This is a genomic window from Dryocola sp. LX212 (assembly GCA_041504365.1).
Taxonomy (GTDB): Bacteria; Pseudomonadota; Gammaproteobacteria; order Enterobacterales; family Enterobacteriaceae; genus Dryocola.
Window position 1 is genome coordinate 3,705,538 of record CP167917.1, and the last position, 19,588, is coordinate 3,725,125.

The window sequence follows — 19,588 nt, forward strand, 5'->3', positions numbered from 1 at the left end:
GTAATGGCATGCACGGCGAGACCAGTTCCCCCAAATTAATGTAGTGCTCGCCTAGCAACGGCCGCTTTTGGCACGAAGCAGCTTGCCTTAATAAGTCAGGGCAACCTTTAGCCAAGAGTAAAAGTTAATCTAACTTTTCGTCGGAACCTCAGCATCAACCAATGTAAGCTCAGGGAAACTGATACACTCATGAAAATTCAGATCGGTTGATCGGAGTGAGTCCATATGGCTCGTAAATGTTTTTGAACTCTCACCGATTCATACAGCGCTTCAAGGCAAACCGGACTGACCGGCCTGTCAGAAATGCGATGTCAGCATCAGCGGATGTAATCTCCAGGCTTTACAGTCCCACCACAAAAGGTAAAGATGAGCTGATATGCGCAACGCAGCAGCGTCGAGAGCTGAAATCAGTAAAGCGTTGAAAGCAGTGCGTATTAAGATTGATCCTGTGTTCAGGCCCCTCATCCTGATGTCAGAAGAACAACATAGAGTGGTTGTGCGTTGACAAATAAGAAGAAAATTACCATCAGAGACGTCGCAGGGCTGGCCGGAGTATCCATCGGTGTAGTGTCACGGGTATTGAATCCCGGTACTGGTTCAGTATCTGAACGCACACGCCTTCGCGTTTGCGAAGCAATGCAAACGCTTAATTACACCCCTCAGAGTTCCGCCAGAGAATTAAAAACAAATCTGAATAATACTATTGGCTTAGTAGTGGCAGACATTGCCAATGACTTTTTTTCTGAGATATCAGATCTTATCGTACGGCGGGCCAGAGAACTGGATATGAATGTCATTCTTGTGACGACTCAGGAAGATCCGCTGCTTGAGCGTGAGAGTCTGCGGATGCTGATGCAAAAGCGGGTCAAAGCCATCATAGCCACGCCAACCAGTGCGAACAGTGATATCTGGCAATCCATCGGTGACATGGGTATTTCTGTTGTCTTTATTGACCGCTTTCTTGAAGACGTTAAGCATGCCAGCGTCATTGGTTTTAATAACCACGACTCTGCATGTGAAGCCACCCTTTATCTTGCCCGGCAGGGACACAAGCGTATAGCCTGGATCAGCGGCCCACTCAATACCTCAACATCTCTACAGCGGCTGAATGGCTATCAACAAGGTCTTAAAGAGAGCGGTTTAGCGTGGGATAAGCAATATACGGTGGTGAAGAATTTTCGCGACCCCCTCGCCAGCCAGGCACTGGATGAGCTGCTTGAGCTTGAGGTCCCCCCCACGGCAATCATTATTGGTAATACCTCAATTGCACCGGTCATCATGTCACGGATCCGCGAACTGAAGATTTCTGTTCCTGACGATTTATCGCTGATTGTTTATCATGACAGCCACTGGACCCGCCTACTGTCGCCTTCCATCAGCGTCATCAAGCACCCTCTCGAAACGCTGGCAGAAAAAGCAATTCAGAGCTTGTCTGGCGAACAACAGAACGTATTCGAATTAACAAGCGTACTAATAAAACGCGAGAGCGTCTCAACGATTAAATAGAGAGTCCATTCAGGCGCTGTATTTGCCGGATAATACCGCAATGATCTAAATCGCCATCACCCGCGGCAACCATCTGGCTGAACAAAATATTGACCTTATCAGTTAACGGCAATATCAAATCAAGCTGTTCCGCCAACGCCATGATATTTTTTGTATCTTTGAGCTGCCATGCCGCTGAACCGCGCGTAGAAAAGTCACTTTCTACCATGCGTTCACCGTGTTGTTGTAGCAAGGTGGAATCAGCAAACCCGCCCAACAGCGCCTCCCGGACCTTAATCGGATCGGCCCCGCCCCGCTGGGCAAATGTAAAGGCCTCTGACAATAAACATAACGTCCCGGCGACAATAATCTGGTTTGCAAGTTTGGTGAGCTGTCCTGAACCAACCTCCCCCACCCGGGTAACCTTACCAAGGTGAGCAAGCAGAGGACGAAGCCGATCGATACTTTGCTTCGCCCCTCCTGCCATCAATGACAACGTACCCTTCTCCGCGCCTTTCGTACCGCCAGACACGGGCATGTCCACATAATCAAGTTTTGCGCGTCGAGCCTGAAGTTGCTGTTCAACCACCTTCTCCGGGGTGAGCGTGCTCATCATGATAATGATCGAATGGTGAGCAATGAGTGACAATCTTGTCTCGGTGAAAATCACCTCGTCGCAGGCATCGGCATCACTCAGAAGACAAATGATAACGTTGTTCCCGGACAATAACTTTTCGACTGAATCGACACATTTGACACCAAAGGCTTCCAGACCGAGCGCTTTATCCTTTGTCCGGTTCCACGCCTCAACCCGACAACCAACTGCAGCCAGACGACGCGCTACCGCTTGCCCCAGTAACCCCGTCCCGATCAAACCTACTCGTGTAGTGGTATCCATAAATATTTCCTGAATAACCCGCGACGACGCTTGCCGCCGCGGCAAAGTTAACGTCTATAAACCCGAGAGGCTTACCATTTGTTTACGCAATTCGACGATATCCAGATTATTTTCAAATTTGACATCGGAGAAGCGTATCGCTTTGTCTTTGGCGACATCTTTGACCAGCTTGACGTGATGCGCCAGCCCCATTGGCAACAGGTCCTGATCCACGCTGATAGTGGCTGGTAGCGCATTCGCCCAGACGGTAAAGCCACCTTCACCATCCAGCATTTCCCCTGCCTTGAGATCGCGTTTTGCCGTTGCCACCGCATCTCCCCTGAAGCTCAATGCTGAACCTGTGGCTTCATTACGCAGCACGGCAGAGAGAATGCTGATGCTGGTTTCCAGTCCAATCAAATGGAAAGGACGCCACATTGAGGCGTACCAGCCGCTGGGATCGGTGAGCAGCCCATATTGCTTGAAGCAGGCTCGGCTATACTCATCGCGGGCCTTAAAGGTGACAAAAACACCGTAACGAATATTATTGAGCACTTCACGGCCATCTGGCTCTTGGCTTGCTGCAATATCCACCAGGCCACTCCGGCTCAGTCGCCCGCCATCCGCCTCGGGGGAGAATACGCGGGCCAGGTCATGCACCCCTGCGGGAGGAAAAGCCAGCCCATTATCAGGACAATCCAGCCCTGTTGCGTTGGCCACAGCGGCCATTTCAATCGCCGCTTTGGTACCATCGGTGAAAGAGTTGTACATTTTAGGATTAAAGTCGCCTGCAGCGACCTCTTCTTCTGACCAGCCAAAAAATCCCCAAACGGTATCTGGCGTCGAGTAACGGTAACGAGGCTCAAAATTCATCCCTTTACCAGCGGCAACAATTTCAAACCCGCAGGCACGAGCCCAGTCCACCAGTTCACAAATAATTGCGGGCTGATCGCCGTATGCCATACTGTAGATCACACCTTGTTGCCGTGCCCGTTCAGCGATTAGCGGCCCGCACAAAACATCAGCCTCTACATTCACCATGATCACATGTTTGCCATGTTCAACAGCGTGCAGCGCATGGCGAGTTCCAGCCAGTGGATGCCCCGTTGCCTCAACTATGCAATCAATCTGCTCACAGCGGAATAACAGCTCCGCATCCTCCACCACACAGGTCGATCCATCCCGTAAGGCAATGTCGATATTTTCAGCGCGGTATTGCGTTTCATGCCAGCCGACGCGAGCCAACGCGTGGCGGGCTTTATTCACATCGAGATCGGCAACGGCCACCACCTGCAATCCTTCCAGATGACGCAACTGGGCAAGTACCATAGATCCAAATTTTCCGGCGCCGATGATGCCGACCCGAATCGGCTGCGCAGAACCTGATTTCACGGCACAAGCGCGCTCATTTAACAATGCTGCTAAATTCATTTTTTACTCCTTGATAGGATGTTTAAGGTGTCGACATTAACGCCAGCCAGCAACCTGACGGCGACTTTTACTCAGGAGATAAATCAGTAACGGTGAAAAAAGCACAAGTATCGATAACAGGTAGAGACCGTTCTGTGATTTACCGGTAAGGGAAATGGTGAGTCCGACCAGGAAGGGGCCAAAAAAGCCGCCAATATTGCCGATAGAGTTGATTAGTGCCAGGCCACCGGCTGACCCCTGGTTCGTGAGGAAAGAGGCGGGTAAGGTATAGAATGTCGGCACACAGGCAAGCATGCCGACGGTAGAAAGCGTCAGCCCCAGCATAGATATTACTGGCGAGTCGCTGATGGCCGCGACCACAAACCCGACGGAAAACAGTATTGAAGGGAGGATAAAGTGCCAGGTCCGTTCATTCATTTTATCGGAATGGTTTGACCACCAGCACATAGCGACAGCGCCAACGATGTAGGGAATGGTACCCAGCAGACCAACCACAGTATCTGAATAGTCAAAGCGTTTAATAAACTGCGGCATCCAGAAGCCAAGGCCGGTCAGTCCAATGACCGTGAAGAAGTAAGCAAGCCCCAGGGTCCAGACGCGGCGATCTTTAAACATCGCTTTCAGGCCTGAGTGACCCACCGTCAGCGTATCCCGCTGTTCTTTTTCCATCAGTTTCTGATAAGCATCGCGCTCCTCAGGACTCAGCCATGAGGCACTGGCTGGTGTATCAGTGAGGTAAAGAAATACCGCGACCGACAGGATAATCGGCGGAAAGCCTTCAATCAAAAAGAGCCATTGCCAGCTTTCCAGGCCGCCCACCTGATGAAAATTATCAAGAATGTAGCCTGAAATCGGATTGGCGATGATGGCCGCCAGAGGAACACCTAAATAGTAAATGGAGAAAACCCGAGCCAGTTCTTTCCTGGGGAACCAAGTGGTCAGATAGAAAACGATGCCCGGAGCAAGACCCGCTTCCGCCACGCCTAATAAAAACCGCAAGATACTGAGACTAACAGCCCCCTGTGCGAACGCCATGGCCATGGAAATCACGCCCCAGGTAATCATTATGCGGGCTAACCAAAACCGTGCGCCATAACGAGCCAGTAAGACGTTGCTGGGCACCTCAAACAAAATATAACCAAATGAGAAGATGCCGACGGCAAACCCGAATTGTTGCGGCGTTAAACCCAGGAACTGGTTCATGGTTAACGCCGCCATGCCGATATTCGAACGATCAATGAACGCCAGCAGATACATCATCAATATCAAAGGCATTAAACGCCAGCGCGCTTTAGATATTGCCCTGCTTTCCAGAGGCGAGATATCAGCATGCTGAGGTATCGGCATTACGCCAGCATCAGTGCCGGCAAGTGTATGGTTGTACTCTTCTACATGTTTCATGATGAATCCCAGCCGTGTTGTAACTACCGGAAATATCACGGAAAATACATTAATACCGCGATGTGCCTTAAAAAGTAAAACGTTTTACTTTTTATCGAGTCTTGCGACAAACAACCCGACCGTCAAGTTTTTTGTAAGCGGCAAGTTAATGAAATGTGATGAATGCAACAAGTAACAGGAGTGTGACTTAAATGTCAGTTTTGAGTACGGCGTGGACTGAAAGCATGATCATAAGGTCCGCTGCGAGCTAGAAGCGGACATTGCTAACAGCCTTCTGTGTGAATTATCAGGGAGCAGGTCACAAGCTATGAGCGTTAGTCGTTCCTGAAATCACACGGTCTGGAGGATAGTATGAGTGGTCGCGGTAACTGTCACGATAATGCGGTTGCAGAAAGGTTATTCTAGTTGCTGAAACGTGAGCGGATAAAGAAAAAGATCTACGGAACATGGGAAGAAGCCCGTAGCGATATTTTTGATTGGCCGGTGACCGATATATGGAAACATATCCGTCTCAAAGGTTCTCATCATCTCTTCACGATAGGAGACAGGCCAACGATCATAGCGATCGTTGATACCACTCCCGAGTGATAGCCTCAAACGAATTTTCAGCGTCCTGTAGACAACTAAGTTTCTCAATTTTCTGCTCAAGATAAGGATCGTTGCCAGCCGCGAATGTACTTTTTGTATCCTCACACTACTTCTGGCTTCAACTAAAGAAACATCGGGGTAAATGCCAATAGCGAGCAGTTTCTTTTAACCTGGCGAACGGTATTTGAGACGCCAGTATCTTTTACCGTTGGGATTAACCAGCAGATAAAGGCCACCACCATCGGCTAGTTTTTAGGGCTTCTCTTTAGGTTTAGCAGTTTCAACCTGACGAGCAGTCAGCTTCATTGGGAGTACCTCTCTGAGAGGTACAATTATACCCCCATCCATACTCCCACATTAAGCTTGACCCTGAGGCAATACAATTGAGTTCAATTGACTAATAGAATGCTATAACTGCTGATTTATCAAGGGAAATTGAGTTTGGTAGACTTCAGAGGAGTTGAGTTTGGAGCGGGTGAAGGGAATCGAACAAATCGAACCCAAAAGCGCGGGACAGCAGATCAGATACCGATATCGTACTTAACATAGGTAATTGATAGCGTGATTGTAATAGGTAAAAAAGATGGCGATCAAGGGCCAGGAGTATCTTTATTTAAGAAAAGATGGGATCTGGATGTTTCAGATCTTCGTTCCAAGGTATATGCGGCATCTGTTCAACGATAAACGCCTCTACAACCGTAGTACGGGAACACGCGATATCACCACCGCACGACATTTCAGGAATCACCTTCTGGTAGAGTTCAACAACCTGAAAGACCAGTACAAGCCGGATACGGAAGACAGACGCATACAAAATGCGATCAACTCGCTGCACTCTGAAATCAAGAAGAACAAAAACCGCCCGAAACTAGATGAACAATCCCGTTCTATTCCCCATTTGTGCCTATTACGGGATGAGTACGCCACGGCATACAAGGATCGGCGTTCACTCTCCACCCTCAGTAAATCAGCCAGGGCTGTAGAAGTGTTCTTGAAGAGTATCGGGAAGGTAGACATTACGATTGATAAGATCGGGAAACGGCTTGCTGCTGATTTCATTGAAGACCAACAGAAACGCAACGTAGCAGGGCAAACCTTGCAAAATTGGCTCACCTGCTTGGGGAGTTTGTACGAGTTTGCAAAGCGTCGTTATGACGGTATAGCGTCAGATAACCCGTTTCACGGTCATCAGCTCGAAGCACGGCGCACTATTCAAAATTATCAGCCGTTTGAATGGGATCAGCTAACCGCTTTGCTCAAAGCAGCAGACGACGAATTACGCGATGTGATCTTGATAGGGTTGTTTTCTGGTGCAAGGCTCGACGAAATCGCCAGCTTGAAGAAAGAAGAGATCGTAATGGTCGAAGGTATCCGCTGTTTTTATATCAGCAAAAGTAAAACTAAGGCAGGGGTGCGTTATGTGCCGATCCACAGCCTGTTAATGGGGATTGTTGATAAGCATCTAAGCCACAGTTACGGCGAATACCTATTCCCACACGCTAACAAGATTAACCGTAAAGACGGCAAGAAAGGGCCGTTCTACTCTCAAGCGTTCACGAGACTACGTAATCAAGCGCTGCCAGCCGCTACAGACCGTCAATGCTTCCACAGCTTACGAGGCCACTTTATAACGTGCCTGGATCGCGCTGGCGTACGTGAGCAAAGAATTGCAGAAATTGTGGGCCACTCAGCCCAGGCGAAGACAGAAAGCCTTAAAACGTACTCGCAAGGTGCAGGGATGAAAGAACTGTCTGGATATGTAGAAATGGTGGACTATCCAGAAATCATCTTGCCTTAAACGAGAAAGTAGCCTCCTGGCGAAGTTACAAAATATGTCTAAGATAGAATTGGACAATCAAAACAGGCGAATAATAATGAAAATATTATATACTGCAATGCTCTTAGGTTTTTGCATCTCGACTGCTAATGCGCAAGTTACGTGCAGAACCGATAACTACGGCACAGAACGTTGTTCGGGAACTGATTCAGGTGGTCAACGTGTAAACACGACCAGTCAAACAGATTCTTATGGAACAACTCGCACGACTGGCTCCGCTGGCGGTAGAGATGTGCGTGAAACTTGCCGCACAGACGCATATGGAACTACCCGCTGTAACTGACCCCCAAAACGAAAAAGGGGCGTTAAGCCCCTCATTTATCAAACGCTGTAGTTACAGTGTCGGCTTGCGGCCTATTCGACGTTTCTACTTTAGTTTTCACCGTGCCGCCTGTGCTTTTGTTAGACTGCGTTTTAGTAGCGATAACGTTCACCGTGCCACTTTTAACAAGCCGTATTTGTTCGAAATCTAGATCGAATTGCATTGCAAATTCTGTTTTATAGTCGTAGCTGATACCTGTTAAAATAACATTCTCAAAAACTCGATGTTCTGTTATTAACGTTATCGGCTGACGTTTGTCAAATATCTGATCTAAGTACTCAATCGCCTGTGAAATACGAGTGCCATTTACACCTGCACTGAATAATAGATCCTTCTTCATTCTAACAGGTGTTTCTGTAATTATGCCTGAGAGTTTGAATGAATTGTTCTTTATTTGAACGTGATCCGATACATCACCGCCGCTTTCTACAGGGTAGCTTGTTACTTCTGCCTGCCGTCTAACATTCGTATCTGTAACAGCATCAAATACGATTGCTTGATAGTTTTGAATATACGAATCACTCGAACTATTATAAACAGATGCAAGGATAGTAAATCCATTTTCTGATTTAGTTTTTGATGTGGTTGTATTCGTGTTTGTAGTGGTATTTATATTTTCCAACATAGCTCCTTATAAATAAGGCGGGATTAACCGCCTGTTGAACTCTGACCAGAGGTGACAGCTAATACAACACGCTGATTATTTTCACTGATACGCTGATCTACAGTGGCGTTTAACATATTGCCAAAGGACGGATCGGGCTGAATATTCAGAGTGATCATTCCTTCCGGTAGATTGTTCTGCAAAATAACAGGCTGTAGCGGCGCTGCTGGCTGTTGTGGGGCGTACGATTGCTTGAGCATACTCACAGGGCTGTACGTGTCGCCTAGCGGCTGGGAGAAGCTGCTTACGTCTTTAGCATCGCCTGTGCCGTTCCACCATTCACGGATATCATCAAACATATTATGCTCGTGTGTGCCATCCTGGCGCGGTTGGCTGGCCCCGTAGCTATTCGCTGTAGCATTATCGCCAAGTTGTGCAGGTGCGGAGGTCGTGCCGTAGTGCTGGCTAACAGCCTCTTTAGTGGTGTTGTCACCATTCAAGAAGTTCAGCTTTTTAGTGATCCAATTGGTCAGTTTCATCAGCCCTTCAACCACATCACCAGCGGCTTTCCCCATTCCCTCGAAGAAGGGTAACGCCTCCTGCATCGCTTCCTTAAACTCTTTAACCGTCGCAGGGTCGAGAGATTCCATAAACCCCTCGAAAAATTTCAACTTCTGGCTGTCTGTGAGAACGTCCATCTCCTGATTGAATTTGCGGTAGTTGATAAGTTGCTGCTGCTGTTCTTCGTCCAGCCACTGACCGTTACGTTTAAGCACCTCTGCCTGATCTGTGATCGCTTTCCCGCCATTCATAAAGGCTTTAGCGTAAAGCCCGAGATCGTCCCCGAGGTCTTCAAGATTGTGCAAAATTTCTTGTTCGCTCAATCCTTTAGATTGCATTGTGTTGGTATATGAAGAGACAAAACCAAACGGATTTTTAGCCCATTCTTTAAGCTGTTCAGGCGTGTACCCCATATTCAAAGCGGTGTTAATGCCTGTTGGTGCTCCTGTCCATTCACCTTGTTTATTACGTTTCGCATTCAACGTACCGTCTGCGAGCTTTTCGGCCACATCTTTTGCTACATCGAGGTTTTTTCTGGCTCCCTGCGTACCGATACCGGAATCAATACCGTTAGCCTGTGCAAACTGACCTAACGATGACAAAACGTTATAATCCACCCCGCCCAGCTTTGCCCTTGCGACGATTTCCGAGCGTTCTTCCTGGTCAGAGATAGTCCCTTTTCCCCAATTGTAGGCAGCGCCAGCGGCAAGCCCTACCCCAGCCCCAGCTAATACAGTGCCACCCATCCCAGCGAAGCCACCCCCGATCAGCCCATTGCCGCCAGAAGCCGCTTTAGGGCTGCTATGTCCAGAAGCCGCTTTACGCTGCGCGTTCATACGTCTGTAGCTTTGCTGTAAGCGTTTAATCTCGCTGTTTTGACGCTGTAGGCTGATCGTACCTGCTGCATAGGCCTTAGTGATTTTGCTTGCAGCAAGAGCCGCTTGTGTTAGCTCAACATTGGTAAGGTGCTGCATACTTTTGAAGCTTGAAGCGACATCCAAAAGTTTTAGCTCTGCCCGTTCACGGCGCACCGCTGCTTTTTGCGCCTCTTTCGCTGCCTGACGCTCTACACGAAGCGCGGCCTTAGCTGCCCTTTCCTTTTCTCGTTCATCGTTGCTACGAGGCTTAGAAGCCGCTTTGGTGGCTTTCTGCGTTTGCTGCTGCGCCTGTCGCATTTGATCCTTAAATCGTTTGAAATTTAGCTTTGGCGTTTGAAGAGAAGAGAACGCTTTTTGTAAATTCGTCACACTATCCTTAGCTTCTTTAACACTATTTTGATCAACGACGAATGTCACCGTATTACGGATTTCAGATGTATTAATAACTAATCCACCGCTCATTACGCCCCCTTCTTAATAAAATGAAATAGCGCTTTTTCGACACTCTCGCCTCTCTGAATACGTTTACTCACACCTTGATAGCTAATTTCAAGCATTCTGCAACATTGTTTAAGGTTGATTATATCTGTTGCACTATCGCCTGTTAGATTAAAATGAAAGTCTCTGTCGTTACTTTGCAGTATAATTTGCATACTTACTCCTTTGAAAATAAAAAAAGGGCAAGGGCTGGCGCATTTGCTTTGCGTGATCCAGTTCCCTACGCCCTGTTTAAACTGTCTGATTATTTTATAGCGGTTCAGAATCCCGCTTGCGCATTAAGCTGATTTAATGTGCACTGAGAAGCCCAACCCGTGATTCACGCTTAGTGCAGAGTTTTCAGAGATCACATTAACAACATTTCCGCGCGTCTCTTCGTATGACCAAGAATAAACCTCTTGCGGAGCAGCGTTTAATAACTCAAACGTTGAAGAAGCAGCCCCGTAAATGTTCTGGTAAATACCTGATCCAGCTTGGAATTTCGCGATAGCGATAGCATCAGCATCACCCATTTGTGCTAAGAGCAGTGCATCCGTCACTTTCACTACATCGACGTTAGAGCCGGGGATTGAGAACGTGCTCACGCCTGGCAGGAGGTCACGACGCTGGAACACTACGTTCCCTTCGTCCAGTGGGCTGACATAGCGGAAAGCCGCTTCCATTGCAGGGCTGAAACGCAGATCGCTATAGAAGCCACCTTTCGCAAATACAATGATTCTTTCCACTGCCGCCGCCTGGCTTTGTGCCGCTTCGGTGATCTGGCTCACCATATCGTCAATGGCACGTAGAGCGCTGCTGTCTGTAGCAGACAGATCAAGCGTGGTGTTCATTGGCGCTACGCCGAACAGGTCGCCAAAGTCGATCAGCACATCATCAGTTTTCGGAGTGTTCACCGTTCCACTGAATAGGCTACGTGCAAGATAACTCTCACGAGTGCGCATAAACGCTACAGCGTGTTTGCTCATATAGTCGCTGTAAATGTCGGTGAGCGTCTCTTGTACGTCCGATCCTGGTTTACGCTTACCTTGAATATCCGCAGGAGTGATCAGATCTTCACGTAGGAAATACGGAAGCTCGATAAGCCATTCTTTCCCGTTCTGCCGTGCAGTTACGTTATGTTCACTGCTGAAACGTGCGGTAGGCTGGTTGAATAAGCTGGTGTTGTCTTCAATCAGGCGGCTAACGCTCACCTTATGAGAAGTAACTCCGTCCTCATCGAACAAACCCAGGGAGGCAAGCAGGAAGTTACGTGTAGGAGTGACGTTAAATAGTGGACTCAGATCCACATAGTTTTGACCAATAATCATTATTACTGTCCTTGTATTAAGAAGTGAGGAATTCGCGCATCTGGAAGCCTTGAGCAGCCAGGGCAGCTACAGCGGCATCGTGATCAGCGGCGTTGAGGTTGTCGGATTTGATGCACACGAGAGAACCACGCGCAGGGCTTCGTAGAACGTTCACAGGCTTGTTTGTTCCTGCTGTTACGAAGTCACTCACCACTACAAAGGCATCAGCGCCGGAGGCGTAGAGAGCGCCCGTGCTATCAAGCACATCGCCGCATTCAACATCAGCAGGGAGAGAGGCGAAAACTTTCGCTTCTACAGCGGCAAAAGTGTCAGTGGCGTAGCTCACTACGTCAGTGAAACTCTTACGCACTGGGAATAATTCGGTAATTTCTAAAATCATAGGTTTTTTATTTCCTTAGCTTTGTTATTAATTAAATCCTGTACAGTAATTACAGGCTGTTCGTCCTTGAAATATTTCTTTGTAAGCTCTTCGATGTGTTCAATACTCACCCCTGCATAATGTGCAACGGCTTTAATAAGTTCTGGTGACGCTTCGATCACATCGGATTTGTATTTCAGGATTTTACTTTTATCATTTGTTAAAAACATTGTGTGTTCCTGTAGTTTAAAATGGACACGACAGGCAAAAAGAAGCGGCATTGCTGCCGCTCTTCGAGGAACTCAATAATAAAGGATTGAGCGAAAACAACATTTATGGAGGAGGAAGTTTTCGATAAATACTCTATAAAAAGAAATAGCCCCACCTGCCCGATGGGGTACTATTATTATGGCGGTTACTGGAATAACCATCTGTACAATAGGATTTATACATTTATACATACCAGCTATTATCTGGTACTAATGGTTCATTCTAAATTGGCTCATCCCTCGGCGGGCTGATGAATGTACTGCTAACACTGGTTAGCCACGTATAATAAAAACCCTCTTTCTACAATTCTCTATTTAAATACAAAGGAGAGGGGCAAACGCCAAGCAATAACGTAAGCCCCACCGCTTTGGAAATACACCAATATGAAAATTAATAACAACACCAGGGAAGAGAGTTGTAGGAAGAAGGTTTCTATACCATATAATATTAGAATAACATTAAAAGCACGATTTGTCAAGCAAAATAGACATTTGTCATTGACTTTTTTATTTTAGTATGATTTCTCCCTTTTCAAATTCTAACAAGTCTTCAAGAAAGCCTTTCAAATCATCAGATTGAAATTTCAGGTCTAAAGCGTAGTCCTCAAGCCTCGCCAGAATGCGCCGTGCTTCTTCCTCGGATAATGTACTCAATGGGCTATTCATAACTTTCTCTGTAGCGCTGTAGATGGCTGTTAGCGCGTCGTGGGAGCGTTCAAGCTGCCGCACCACTTCCATTACGGTAGCGCCGCAACAGTCGCCGATTGCAGCGTTTATTGCCCTTGTCGTTGGTAGAAGATGATACTCTTCGTATGCATCACATAGTTCTAAAATACCGTTATATGTATTACTGCCATTCATCATTTTTTATCCTTGTAATTTAATTAGTGTACGTTTGGCTGCTGCCACGGCTGCGTTATATGGCGCTGCGTTCTCCTCAAGGGTGCTTAGGATTTCGTTAATACGTTCGATAGCTTTTTCATTATTAATCGCTGCCCCCTGCTCAAGCGCTGCCAGCTCTGCTAATAGGCTGCTTATCCAGGCTATACGGCGTTGCTGGCTCTTATGTTGGTGTTGAAAATTTGTCATTTATTGTTATTCCTTATTATTGTTAAGAAGTTCTTCTATAATAAACGGGGTATCATCACCCGTAAGGTTGCTTATTCCGTTCACCTGGAGAATACCCAGATATTGCAAATAACATTCACACCCTAAAGCCTCCCATTTACGAGGCTCTCCGATAAACCGCGTTTCCCGCTTGCCACGAGGTTTATAGTAAAGCCCTGGAGTGCTTTCTATTATCTCGATCATTTCATCTGTGGGAGATTCAGGAGGGAGGATTATTATTTCAGCGTGGTAGCCTGACGGCGTGGATTGCTTTTCTTTCTGCCTAGCTCGTATTTTTCTAAACTCTCTACCACTTTTTAAACTTTTTGCTTTTTTCATTTAGCCCCTTTACATAAAGGGACACATCATTCCAACTCGCCACTGTGATTGCCATTACTGCGTAAAGATTCAATGTTTCGATAAAACTCATATGATGTTCCCTTGATTGTATATTTATAAATTGCTGTAGATTTCTATTTAGATTTAGAAATTAGAATAGAAAAACTCGACATTCTCACGTTCTATGCTTAATAGATTAAATGATAAATAGCTGCTTTCATCATCAATCGTGATAATATTAATATTACTCAATGCTCGAAGCCAGAATTTAATTCCGTGAAGAGATACGCCGGATTTATCAGAAATATCGCCGTAACTAATGTTGGTTTGATTGGAAGTCCAGAACCACTCTAAAGCTCTATATACTGCCTTTCCTGCATCGTTGATTTGTATTCTGTTAGTGTTGTTCAGTTGAATATATTGGATCAATGTTCCTCCTGTTAAAATGGTATTGGGTCGAATACTTTATAGTATTCTGGGTAATGCTCTTCGAAATAACCTTCAATCCCTGGCGGTAGTTTGAAATTTAACTCTATAGCAACTGTTGAGGCATATTCTATAAAGTTCTCCATACCCTTATTACCGGTAAGATCAAAAGATGACGCTATCCAATCAGAAATTTTACGCAACTCACGATTATCATAAATAATCGGCATAGGTGAAGCTGTATAAGGTTCTGTGGCCTTTTCAGGCTCTGGGGCTTGCTTAGGTATTACTATTTCCTGCACATCGTCAGAAGCTGCTACAGGCTCTTCTGTTGAGATATTTACACCAGGCACATCTAATACAGTATATTCGTTAGAAGTTGCAAAGCGGTTTATCTTTTCAATCAAACCCATCTCTACCAATTTCTTAATTCTCTCTTCCGCTGCTCTGGGAGTTATACCAAATACACTACCTATTTTTGCATAAGAAGGAAAAGCGCGTTCCCATCCCTTTAAATAGCAATATAGATTTTTTAGTCCATCGTTAAACTTATGCCCGTTAACGTGGCTTATTTTCAGAATCCACATAGGGACTCTGACAAATTGATCATTTTCATTTGTCATTAATTTTCCTTATTTATTAAATCACGCTCAAAGCGCTACTAAAGTGATTGGAAGCTATTCCAGGTCACTTACCTTTATTTGATTTGATTGTCTCCGCTCCGGCTGCCAGAATTTCTAACATCAATTCGTTGACGGGTATTTGTCGCTTCTTAGACTCAACAAAAAGCACCTTGAAAATTGCAGGATCAACGTGTAGGTAAGTTCGTGGAATAGATTGTTTGGTTTCGCTCATATGGTTTTCTCCTTCTGTGGTTTATTCGTTGGTGCTGGTTTCAGCCTGTTCAGCTTTCCAATTATCGTAAAGCTCGATCCCTTTACGTAATCGTTCAGTGTGTTCTAAATATCCTTGTCGCTGTGCTGCTGCTCGTTGGCTGTTAATTGCATTGCGTGTCACGCTCCCGGCTTTCAAGGCCTCGAAGACGATCTCTGAATTGAAATACTTAATTTTGGTTCTCCTTACGTTAGATACACGGAAACACCATCCAGGGAGAACGTTATTAACGTTGCCTGATAGTGCGGTGTAATTTGGATTTTGTGGTTAGGCTGGATGCCTTATTAGGAGAGATTTAAATGTTTTAATTCTCCTATAAGATTCATCTTACAGGATATCGCCTCAAATGTCAAGTGGTATTTTAAATAATTTATCCCTTATCGGAGTTTATCACAACCCAACACTTCAAGTCAACCTCCTGCACTATTAATACAAACGCCTGAGACGCGTTCTAACAGCTTCAAATATATAAGGGATGCATCTGCATTCCCTACACTCTTACAACAGCTTACAGCACGTCCAGTGCGCTATAATCTCGCCCTCTGGCATTTACTCCCAACCCCAAGAAAATATTGCACGAGAATAACTGTAAGTTGTTCGAGAGTAATGTTTGATTGGCTAGGTTGCTGGATGAGCTGGAACCCTTGCACGGTGAACAGTGAAGCCTTAGCCCTGACTTACTGAAACTGAATGAATAACCGTAGGTTGATGAATGAAGGTTGAAGTTAGTCAGACTTAGCATATAAACGAATGAACGTTAGTGAGATCGGATAGATGGTTAGTCATATTGCGCACAGCGCCAAGATAATATACGCCGTAGGCGTAATATTGCTTGTGCCTGACTCACGTCAAGGCCAAAGCCTGGCACAGTAAAGTAAGAGAGAGAACGCTGTGCTGTGTTATGCGGTACGGGGTCGAACCGTCAGCCCGTCAAGGGTGGCGTAGGTGAGATTTCCCGTAGAGTACCGCAAGGACAACAGCAAATAATAATATCTTTAAAAGATGATCTAATAAGTAATTTAATAATAGTCTAATAGATGATCTAATAGTTAACAGTTTTCTGTTACCCCCTCCCCCAAAATTCTGTGGGGGGGGTATAACAAAACTCTGTAGGGGGGGTAACAAAATTCTGTGGGGGGTGTGTCGTCATAATTCGTTATGTCACTCTGACCTACCCCCCATTATTATGAAACGTTACTCCAAATAACGCTCATAACATCATCGATAGATAAAGCACCACTTAATAACCATTTAAACATACATAAATAACGGGTAATTCGTCGTGCTAATTGTGCTTCTTCGTGCAAATGTTAACTTTCAAAGTATGCCAATCTCTTTACCTCACTTTCAACAAATCGTTATATAGCAATGGTTACAGCGATTATTGCCCACAATGAACACTTTGTATCTTTGAATGAATGCTGAACGAGTTTACTTGTTTTCGAAAGTTTGAACGTGCCAAAACTGAAACAGCTTTTCATTTAATGCGAATGGTTATCATTTGCCCTTACACCATCACCTCAATAAGACATTTCATCCTTTTGTCCTATCGTTTCACCATCAAAAACAATAGGTTATAAATACCCTCGATTTATTGACTCATTTTCACATCATTATTCACCATCTATGCAAGGTTTATGCAGACTCATGGCAATATGCAAACGTGTGTTTAGACTTGCCAAATAAATAGAATATCGTTATTTATCAATAAGATATTTGCAGTGGAAGGAATTTTTAGATCGGGTGGGCCTGTTTTTACCGTTAAGCGGTGTAACTATTACGCCGTGTTATTAAATAGCCTTTAATCGAGTTTAATCGCCGTTAATGCATCCTTAATAAGACATTTATGCAAATACATACAAAATGATCTTGCTATCTATCTGTTTTTGATCAATATTAATTTTCATCGAGACAGATTAAGGAGGTAAGAGAATGGCAATCAGTAAAGGTGCAAAACGTACAGACGGACTAGAAAGCGCCGATAAGGTGGCTCTGGTAGTAGAAGAAATCGCAAAGAAGAGTCAGACAGTGGCGGATCTGTTCCTTATCGGTGTTGAAACACAACTTCGCGGCGTGGATATGCGTTCGTGGCGTTGGGATGAATTGAATATTGGTAGCAAAGTGCTACGCATCACGCAGGACAAAACCAAAGAAGCGGTAGAAGTGGAATTGACAGAAACAGCCAGGGACGTGCTCAAGGCTCGTTATAAAGAGCGCGGAGAAAATGTGTATGTGTTCCAAAACGACAGCAACCGGAGCAGAGGTAAGCCGATCAGCCGCTCTAAAATTCACTCTGAAATTCAGTATGCAGTGGACAAGCTCAAAATGCGTAAATTGTTACCACAGGATGCAGTGATCAGTATGCACAGCGCACGTAAGACTGTGGCAACGATTGCCCATAATAATAATGAGGATTTAGAAGTCATTAGTAAGATGTTGGGCCATAGATCTACAGAGCATACACGCGCCTACCTGGGCATAACCCAAGCCAAAGTGGACGCACTACGAATGAAGTATTCAACGGGGATCAAGAGAGGAAACAAATAGAAAAAGCCATTTATGCTCGAATCGCTATTTTAGGTAATAGCTTACTTTACAGTTTCGGCAATACCACTGGTCACTGGTCGCATAATGTGGGTTCGCCCTGATAAAGTTTAAATGAAGCGCCAATGAATCTTTTTCATAGCACTTAGTGCAATATGGCGTTTTATCCCCTTCCAGCCAATAAAGCTTGCCATCAAAAAGAAGTTTATTCTTTCCTTCAAGCTGTGCTTTGAGGGATTGGATCTCTTCTTCCTTGTTCAGCAAAACAGCCTTTAGGCTGACGAATTCGCTTTTTACCTCCACCAGATCGTCGAGTAAATCAATCAGCGTGTTACGCATTTCGGCGGTGGTAAGTTCATCATCTCCTTTCTTACGAAGGTTGCGAACTAAGTCTACCGATTTGTTAACAAGCTCAAGAGTGCCAGAAAAAGCAGCAATAGAAGTCGGATCAACCATAAGATAGTCCCTTCGAAAATATTATGATATAGATAATAACCTTATCTTTTTGAAGAGAAAACTACTTTCTAAAAACACTACAAGGCGCAATGCCCCCTTTTGACTTACTGGCAGTTCTGATCAAACCATTGCCGCACTTTATCGGTGCTGGTGCTCTCCTCGTGTTTGGCAACTGCCCACGAAGCAAAGTTACTTTGGTACTTCTCATAAAAACCGCCAACTGGATATTCGATCCCTTTTGCTAAAAAGGCCTTAACAAATTTTTGCTCTGCTACTTCTTTCTGGCGGTTTGAAAAATCTACAGAGTAGCGAGGCGCGTTAACAATGAAATGGCAATAAACCCCGCTCAGTATGTCCGTATCATTCAACATTGGGGGAGTCTGACAAGCCCAAACTTCTTGAATAGTGGATGTACTGCCAGCGGTGGTCTTGTACAGAGTTGCTTCCTTCCCTTTGCTTCTGCAAAAGTCTCCAACCAGTGACATTACGATCTCTGAGTTAGCAACATCTCTGTATTTAGCAGTTACGAGCCATCCAAGCGCCTGATCATAGTTCTCTGAGTAAGTCGGCACATCTGAGTGCTCTTGTTGCTGAGAATACCCACTACAACCAGCGCAAACGGCACAAAAGAAAAGAGATAATCCCTTAATACGCATAACCCATCGCCAATAGTTTGCTTTTCAAGCTATCTTAGCGGGCAGATTGTTCCTGAACAAGGGCGTTCACTCTTGCTTTCTCAAACTAGGCGTTATCCCTTCCCTGATTTCAGGCAATAGAAGCCATTTAGCGCCGTGTTGGGTATCCAACAGAAAGCGCCGTAGGCGTAGCATCAGGGGAATGCATCAGTGATCCCGATTAACCGCTCTCTTATCGAGTACCGTTCGTTTATGGCACGGTGAACACCACGGCAGAGCCAGATCCTTTCCCGATCTGGTTAGGCTTCCCAACATTTGCTCGTTTATCTGCTGCAATGTCATCACGACAAGCAGGATCAAGACACCGCGCTAAGTGTGGAACGGTTAAAAGTTTATGAGAATTAATGCCAGGTGCGGGCTTTGTGTTCATTGTTGGGCTATCGCGGTAAGAACCTTGAAACCACCGCCAACGCTTTGATAAGCTCTCATCTCACCACTAACCAAAGCGTGACAATCACTTGTGTAGTTCAATAAGGTAGAACCCAAAGGTAACTGAAATAGGTGACTATTTAAGTTGCTGGCAGAGCAGCATTTTTGAATGCTTGCTCCACAAGGGGAGATCTGGAGCGGGTGAAGGGAATCGAACCCTCGTATGCAGCTTGGGAAGCTGCCGTTCTACCATTGAACTACACCCGCTTTTTGGGAAGCCCCGGCATTATAACCCTCCGGGGCCTGGTAGCAAGGGGCCAGCCTGCTAAGTGGTGGTATTTT

Annotated in this window: 20 protein-coding genes, 1 tRNA gene and 2 pseudogenes; 4 read left to right on the forward strand and 19 right to left on the reverse strand. The window is 45.6% G+C overall.

The genetic code is table 11. The features are described from left to right. Positions 1–501 precede the first annotated feature (501 nt). The gene (locus ACA108_17775) at positions 502–1,506 is read left to right on the forward strand and encodes a LacI family DNA-binding transcriptional regulator (protein ID XEX95176.1); all 1,005 of its coding nucleotides are present in this window, start codon (positions 502–504) and stop codon (positions 1,504–1,506) included. On the opposite strand, the gene ACA108_17780 is transcribed toward ACA108_17775, so the two are convergent. From ACA108_17780 to ACA108_17790, 3 genes are read right to left on the reverse strand one after another with little or no spacing between them, the layout of a single operon-like run. Then, positions 1,499–2,383 (reverse strand): NAD(P)-dependent oxidoreductase, encoded by an 885-nt coding sequence (locus tag ACA108_17780; GenBank protein XEX95177.1) that lies wholly within the window; start codon positions 2,381–2,383, stop codon positions 1,499–1,501. The genes ACA108_17775 and ACA108_17780 overlap by 8 nt on opposite strands. 54 nt (positions 2,384–2,437) lie before the next feature. After that, on the reverse strand, positions 2,438–3,793 hold the full coding sequence (locus ACA108_17785; protein ID XEX95178.1) for an NAD(P)H-dependent oxidoreductase: 1,356 nt from the start codon (positions 3,791–3,793) through the stop codon (positions 2,438–2,440). 36 nt (positions 3,794–3,829) lie between these two features. Next, the gene (locus ACA108_17790; protein XEX95179.1) at positions 3,830–5,194 is read right to left on the reverse strand and encodes an MFS transporter; all 1,365 of its coding nucleotides are present in this window, start codon (positions 5,192–5,194) and stop codon (positions 3,830–3,832) included. Positions 5,195–5,512: 318 nt separating this feature from the next. Between ACA108_17790 and ACA108_17795 the strand changes: the two are divergent. Next, a pseudogene (locus ACA108_17795) lies at positions 5,513–5,674 on the forward strand (IS3 family transposase). Here ACA108_17795 and ACA108_17800 read toward each other — a convergent pair. Next, positions 5,660–6,088 (reverse strand): annotated as a pseudogene (locus tag ACA108_17800) (tyrosine-type recombinase/integrase). The pseudogenes ACA108_17795 and ACA108_17800 overlap by 15 nt on opposite strands. A 277-nt stretch (positions 6,089–6,365) precedes the next feature. Between ACA108_17800 and ACA108_17805 the strand changes: the two are divergent. Next, a complete protein-coding gene (locus ACA108_17805; GenBank protein ID XEX95180.1) occupies positions 6,366–7,580 on the forward strand; it encodes a tyrosine-type recombinase/integrase in 1,215 nt (404 codons plus the stop codon). 353 nt (positions 7,581–7,933) lie between these two features. Here ACA108_17805 and ACA108_17810 read toward each other — a convergent pair whose 3' ends face one another. The 12 genes from ACA108_17810 to ACA108_17865 form a co-directional block, all read right to left on the reverse strand. Next, positions 7,934–8,566, reverse strand: coding sequence for a phage baseplate protein (locus ACA108_17810; GenBank protein XEX95181.1), 633 nt, complete (start codon positions 8,564–8,566; stop codon positions 7,934–7,936). Between the two features lie 23 nt (positions 8,567–8,589). Next, the gene (locus tag ACA108_17815; GenBank protein ID XEX95182.1) at positions 8,590–10,446 is read right to left on the reverse strand and encodes a hypothetical protein; all 1,857 of its coding nucleotides are present in this window, start codon (positions 10,444–10,446) and stop codon (positions 8,590–8,592) included. Further along, the gene (locus tag ACA108_17820) at positions 10,446–10,637 is read right to left on the reverse strand and encodes a hypothetical protein (protein ID XEX95183.1); all 192 of its coding nucleotides are present in this window, start codon (positions 10,635–10,637) and stop codon (positions 10,446–10,448) included. Before ACA108_17820 ends, ACA108_17815 begins: the two co-directional genes overlap by 1 nt. 123 nt (positions 10,638–10,760) lie before the next feature. Next, positions 10,761–11,789, reverse strand: a complete 1,029-nt coding sequence (locus ACA108_17825; protein ID XEX95184.1) for a major capsid protein — start codon at positions 11,787–11,789, stop codon at positions 10,761–10,763. A 16-nt stretch (positions 11,790–11,805) separates the two neighbouring features. Then, the gene (locus ACA108_17830; GenBank protein XEX95185.1) at positions 11,806–12,168 is read right to left on the reverse strand and encodes a hypothetical protein; all 363 of its coding nucleotides are present in this window, start codon (positions 12,166–12,168) and stop codon (positions 11,806–11,808) included. Beyond that, positions 12,165–12,377, reverse strand: a complete 213-nt coding sequence (locus ACA108_17835; protein ID XEX95186.1) for a hypothetical protein — start codon at positions 12,375–12,377, stop codon at positions 12,165–12,167. Before ACA108_17835 ends, ACA108_17830 begins: the two co-directional genes overlap by 4 nt. A 546-nt stretch (positions 12,378–12,923) precedes the next feature. After that, positions 12,924–13,280 carry a hypothetical protein gene (locus ACA108_17840; GenBank protein XEX95187.1) on the reverse strand — a complete coding sequence of 119 codons (357 nt, stop codon included), beginning with the start codon at positions 13,278–13,280 and terminating at the stop codon, positions 12,924–12,926. A 3-nt stretch (positions 13,281–13,283) separates the two neighbouring features. Then, a complete protein-coding gene (locus tag ACA108_17845; GenBank protein ID XEX95188.1) occupies positions 13,284–13,505 on the reverse strand; it encodes a hypothetical protein in 222 nt (73 codons plus the stop codon). 6 nt (positions 13,506–13,511) lie between these two features. Then, complete coding sequence (locus ACA108_17850) at positions 13,512–13,862, reverse strand: hypothetical protein (protein ID XEX95189.1); 351 nt, start codon at positions 13,860–13,862, stop codon at positions 13,512–13,514. A gap of 144 nt (positions 13,863–14,006) precedes the next feature. After that, the gene (locus ACA108_17855; protein ID XEX95190.1) at positions 14,007–14,291 is read right to left on the reverse strand and encodes a hypothetical protein; all 285 of its coding nucleotides are present in this window, start codon (positions 14,289–14,291) and stop codon (positions 14,007–14,009) included. Between the two features lie 11 nt (positions 14,292–14,302). After that, on the reverse strand, positions 14,303–14,911 hold the full coding sequence (locus ACA108_17860) for a transcriptional regulator (protein ID XEX95191.1): 609 nt from the start codon (positions 14,909–14,911) through the stop codon (positions 14,303–14,305). A 64-nt stretch (positions 14,912–14,975) separates the two neighbouring features. Then, positions 14,976–15,143 carry a hypothetical protein gene (locus ACA108_17865; protein XEX95192.1) on the reverse strand — a complete coding sequence of 56 codons (168 nt, stop codon included), beginning with the start codon at positions 15,141–15,143 and terminating at the stop codon, positions 14,976–14,978. A gap of 1,971 nt (positions 15,144–17,114) precedes the next feature. On the opposite strand from ACA108_17865, the gene ACA108_17870 reads away from it, so the two are divergent. Continuing rightward, positions 17,115–17,729, forward strand: coding sequence for a tyrosine-type recombinase/integrase (locus tag ACA108_17870; GenBank protein ID XEX95193.1), 615 nt, complete (start codon positions 17,115–17,117; stop codon positions 17,727–17,729). 24 nt (positions 17,730–17,753) lie between these two features. On the opposite strand, the gene ACA108_17875 is transcribed toward ACA108_17870, so the two are convergent. The 3 genes from ACA108_17875 to ACA108_17885 all read right to left on the reverse strand — a co-directional run bounded on the left by ACA108_17875 (position 17,754) and on the right by ACA108_17885 (position 19,513). Further along, positions 17,754–18,182, reverse strand: coding sequence for a hypothetical protein (locus tag ACA108_17875; protein ID XEX95194.1), 429 nt, complete (start codon positions 18,180–18,182; stop codon positions 17,754–17,756). A 104-nt stretch (positions 18,183–18,286) separates the two neighbouring features. Continuing rightward, on the reverse strand, positions 18,287–18,838 hold the full coding sequence (locus ACA108_17880; GenBank protein ID XEX95195.1) for a hypothetical protein: 552 nt from the start codon (positions 18,836–18,838) through the stop codon (positions 18,287–18,289). A 601-nt stretch (positions 18,839–19,439) separates the two neighbouring features. After that, positions 19,440–19,513: transfer RNA gene (locus tag ACA108_17885), tRNA-Gly, on the reverse strand. Positions 19,514–19,588 lie beyond the last annotated feature (75 nt).

Excerpts from the sequence above, each read along its gene's own strand:
- ACA108_17845 (XEX95188.1), bottom strand. The coding sequence starts at position 13,505 with ATGACAAATTTTCAACACCAACATAAGAGCCAGCAACGCCGTATAGCC.
- ACA108_17835 (XEX95186.1), bottom strand. The coding sequence starts at position 12,377 with ATGTTTTTAACAAATGATAAAAGTAAAATCCTGAAATACAAATCCGAT.
- ACA108_17830 (XEX95185.1), bottom strand. The coding sequence starts at position 12,168 with ATGATTTTAGAAATTACCGAATTATTCCCAGTGCGTAAGAGTTTCACT.
- ACA108_17805 (XEX95180.1), top strand. The coding sequence starts at position 6,366 with ATGGCGATCAAGGGCCAGGAGTATCTTTATTTAAGAAAAGATGGGATC.
- ACA108_17820 (XEX95183.1), bottom strand. The coding sequence starts at position 10,637 with ATGCAAATTATACTGCAAAGTAACGACAGAGACTTTCATTTTAATCTA.
- ACA108_17790 (XEX95179.1), bottom strand. The coding sequence starts at position 5,194 with ATGAAACATGTAGAAGAGTACAACCATACACTTGCCGGCACTGATGCT.
- ACA108_17880 (XEX95195.1), bottom strand. The coding sequence starts at position 18,838 with ATGCGTATTAAGGGATTATCTCTTTTCTTTTGTGCCGTTTGCGCTGGT.
- ACA108_17875 (XEX95194.1), bottom strand. The coding sequence starts at position 18,182 with ATGGTTGATCCGACTTCTATTGCTGCTTTTTCTGGCACTCTTGAGCTT.
- ACA108_17870 (XEX95193.1), top strand. The coding sequence starts at position 17,115 with ATGGCAATCAGTAAAGGTGCAAAACGTACAGACGGACTAGAAAGCGCC.
- ACA108_17810 (XEX95181.1), bottom strand. The coding sequence starts at position 8,566 with ATGTTGGAAAATATAAATACCACTACAAACACGAATACAACCACATCA.
- ACA108_17860 (XEX95191.1), bottom strand. The coding sequence starts at position 14,911 with ATGACAAATGAAAATGATCAATTTGTCAGAGTCCCTATGTGGATTCTG.
- ACA108_17850 (XEX95189.1), bottom strand. The coding sequence starts at position 13,862 with ATGAAAAAAGCAAAAAGTTTAAAAAGTGGTAGAGAGTTTAGAAAAATA.
- ACA108_17785 (XEX95178.1), bottom strand. The coding sequence starts at position 3,793 with ATGAATTTAGCAGCATTGTTAAATGAGCGCGCTTGTGCCGTGAAATCA.
- ACA108_17780 (XEX95177.1), bottom strand. The coding sequence starts at position 2,383 with ATGGATACCACTACACGAGTAGGTTTGATCGGGACGGGGTTACTGGGG.
- ACA108_17815 (XEX95182.1), bottom strand. The coding sequence starts at position 10,446 with ATGAGCGGTGGATTAGTTATTAATACATCTGAAATCCGTAATACGGTG.
- ACA108_17865 (XEX95192.1), bottom strand. The coding sequence starts at position 15,143 with ATGAGCGAAACCAAACAATCTATTCCACGAACTTACCTACACGTTGAT.
- ACA108_17825 (XEX95184.1), bottom strand. The coding sequence starts at position 11,789 with ATGATTATTGGTCAAAACTATGTGGATCTGAGTCCACTATTTAACGTC.
- ACA108_17840 (XEX95187.1), bottom strand. The coding sequence starts at position 13,280 with ATGATGAATGGCAGTAATACATATAACGGTATTTTAGAACTATGTGAT.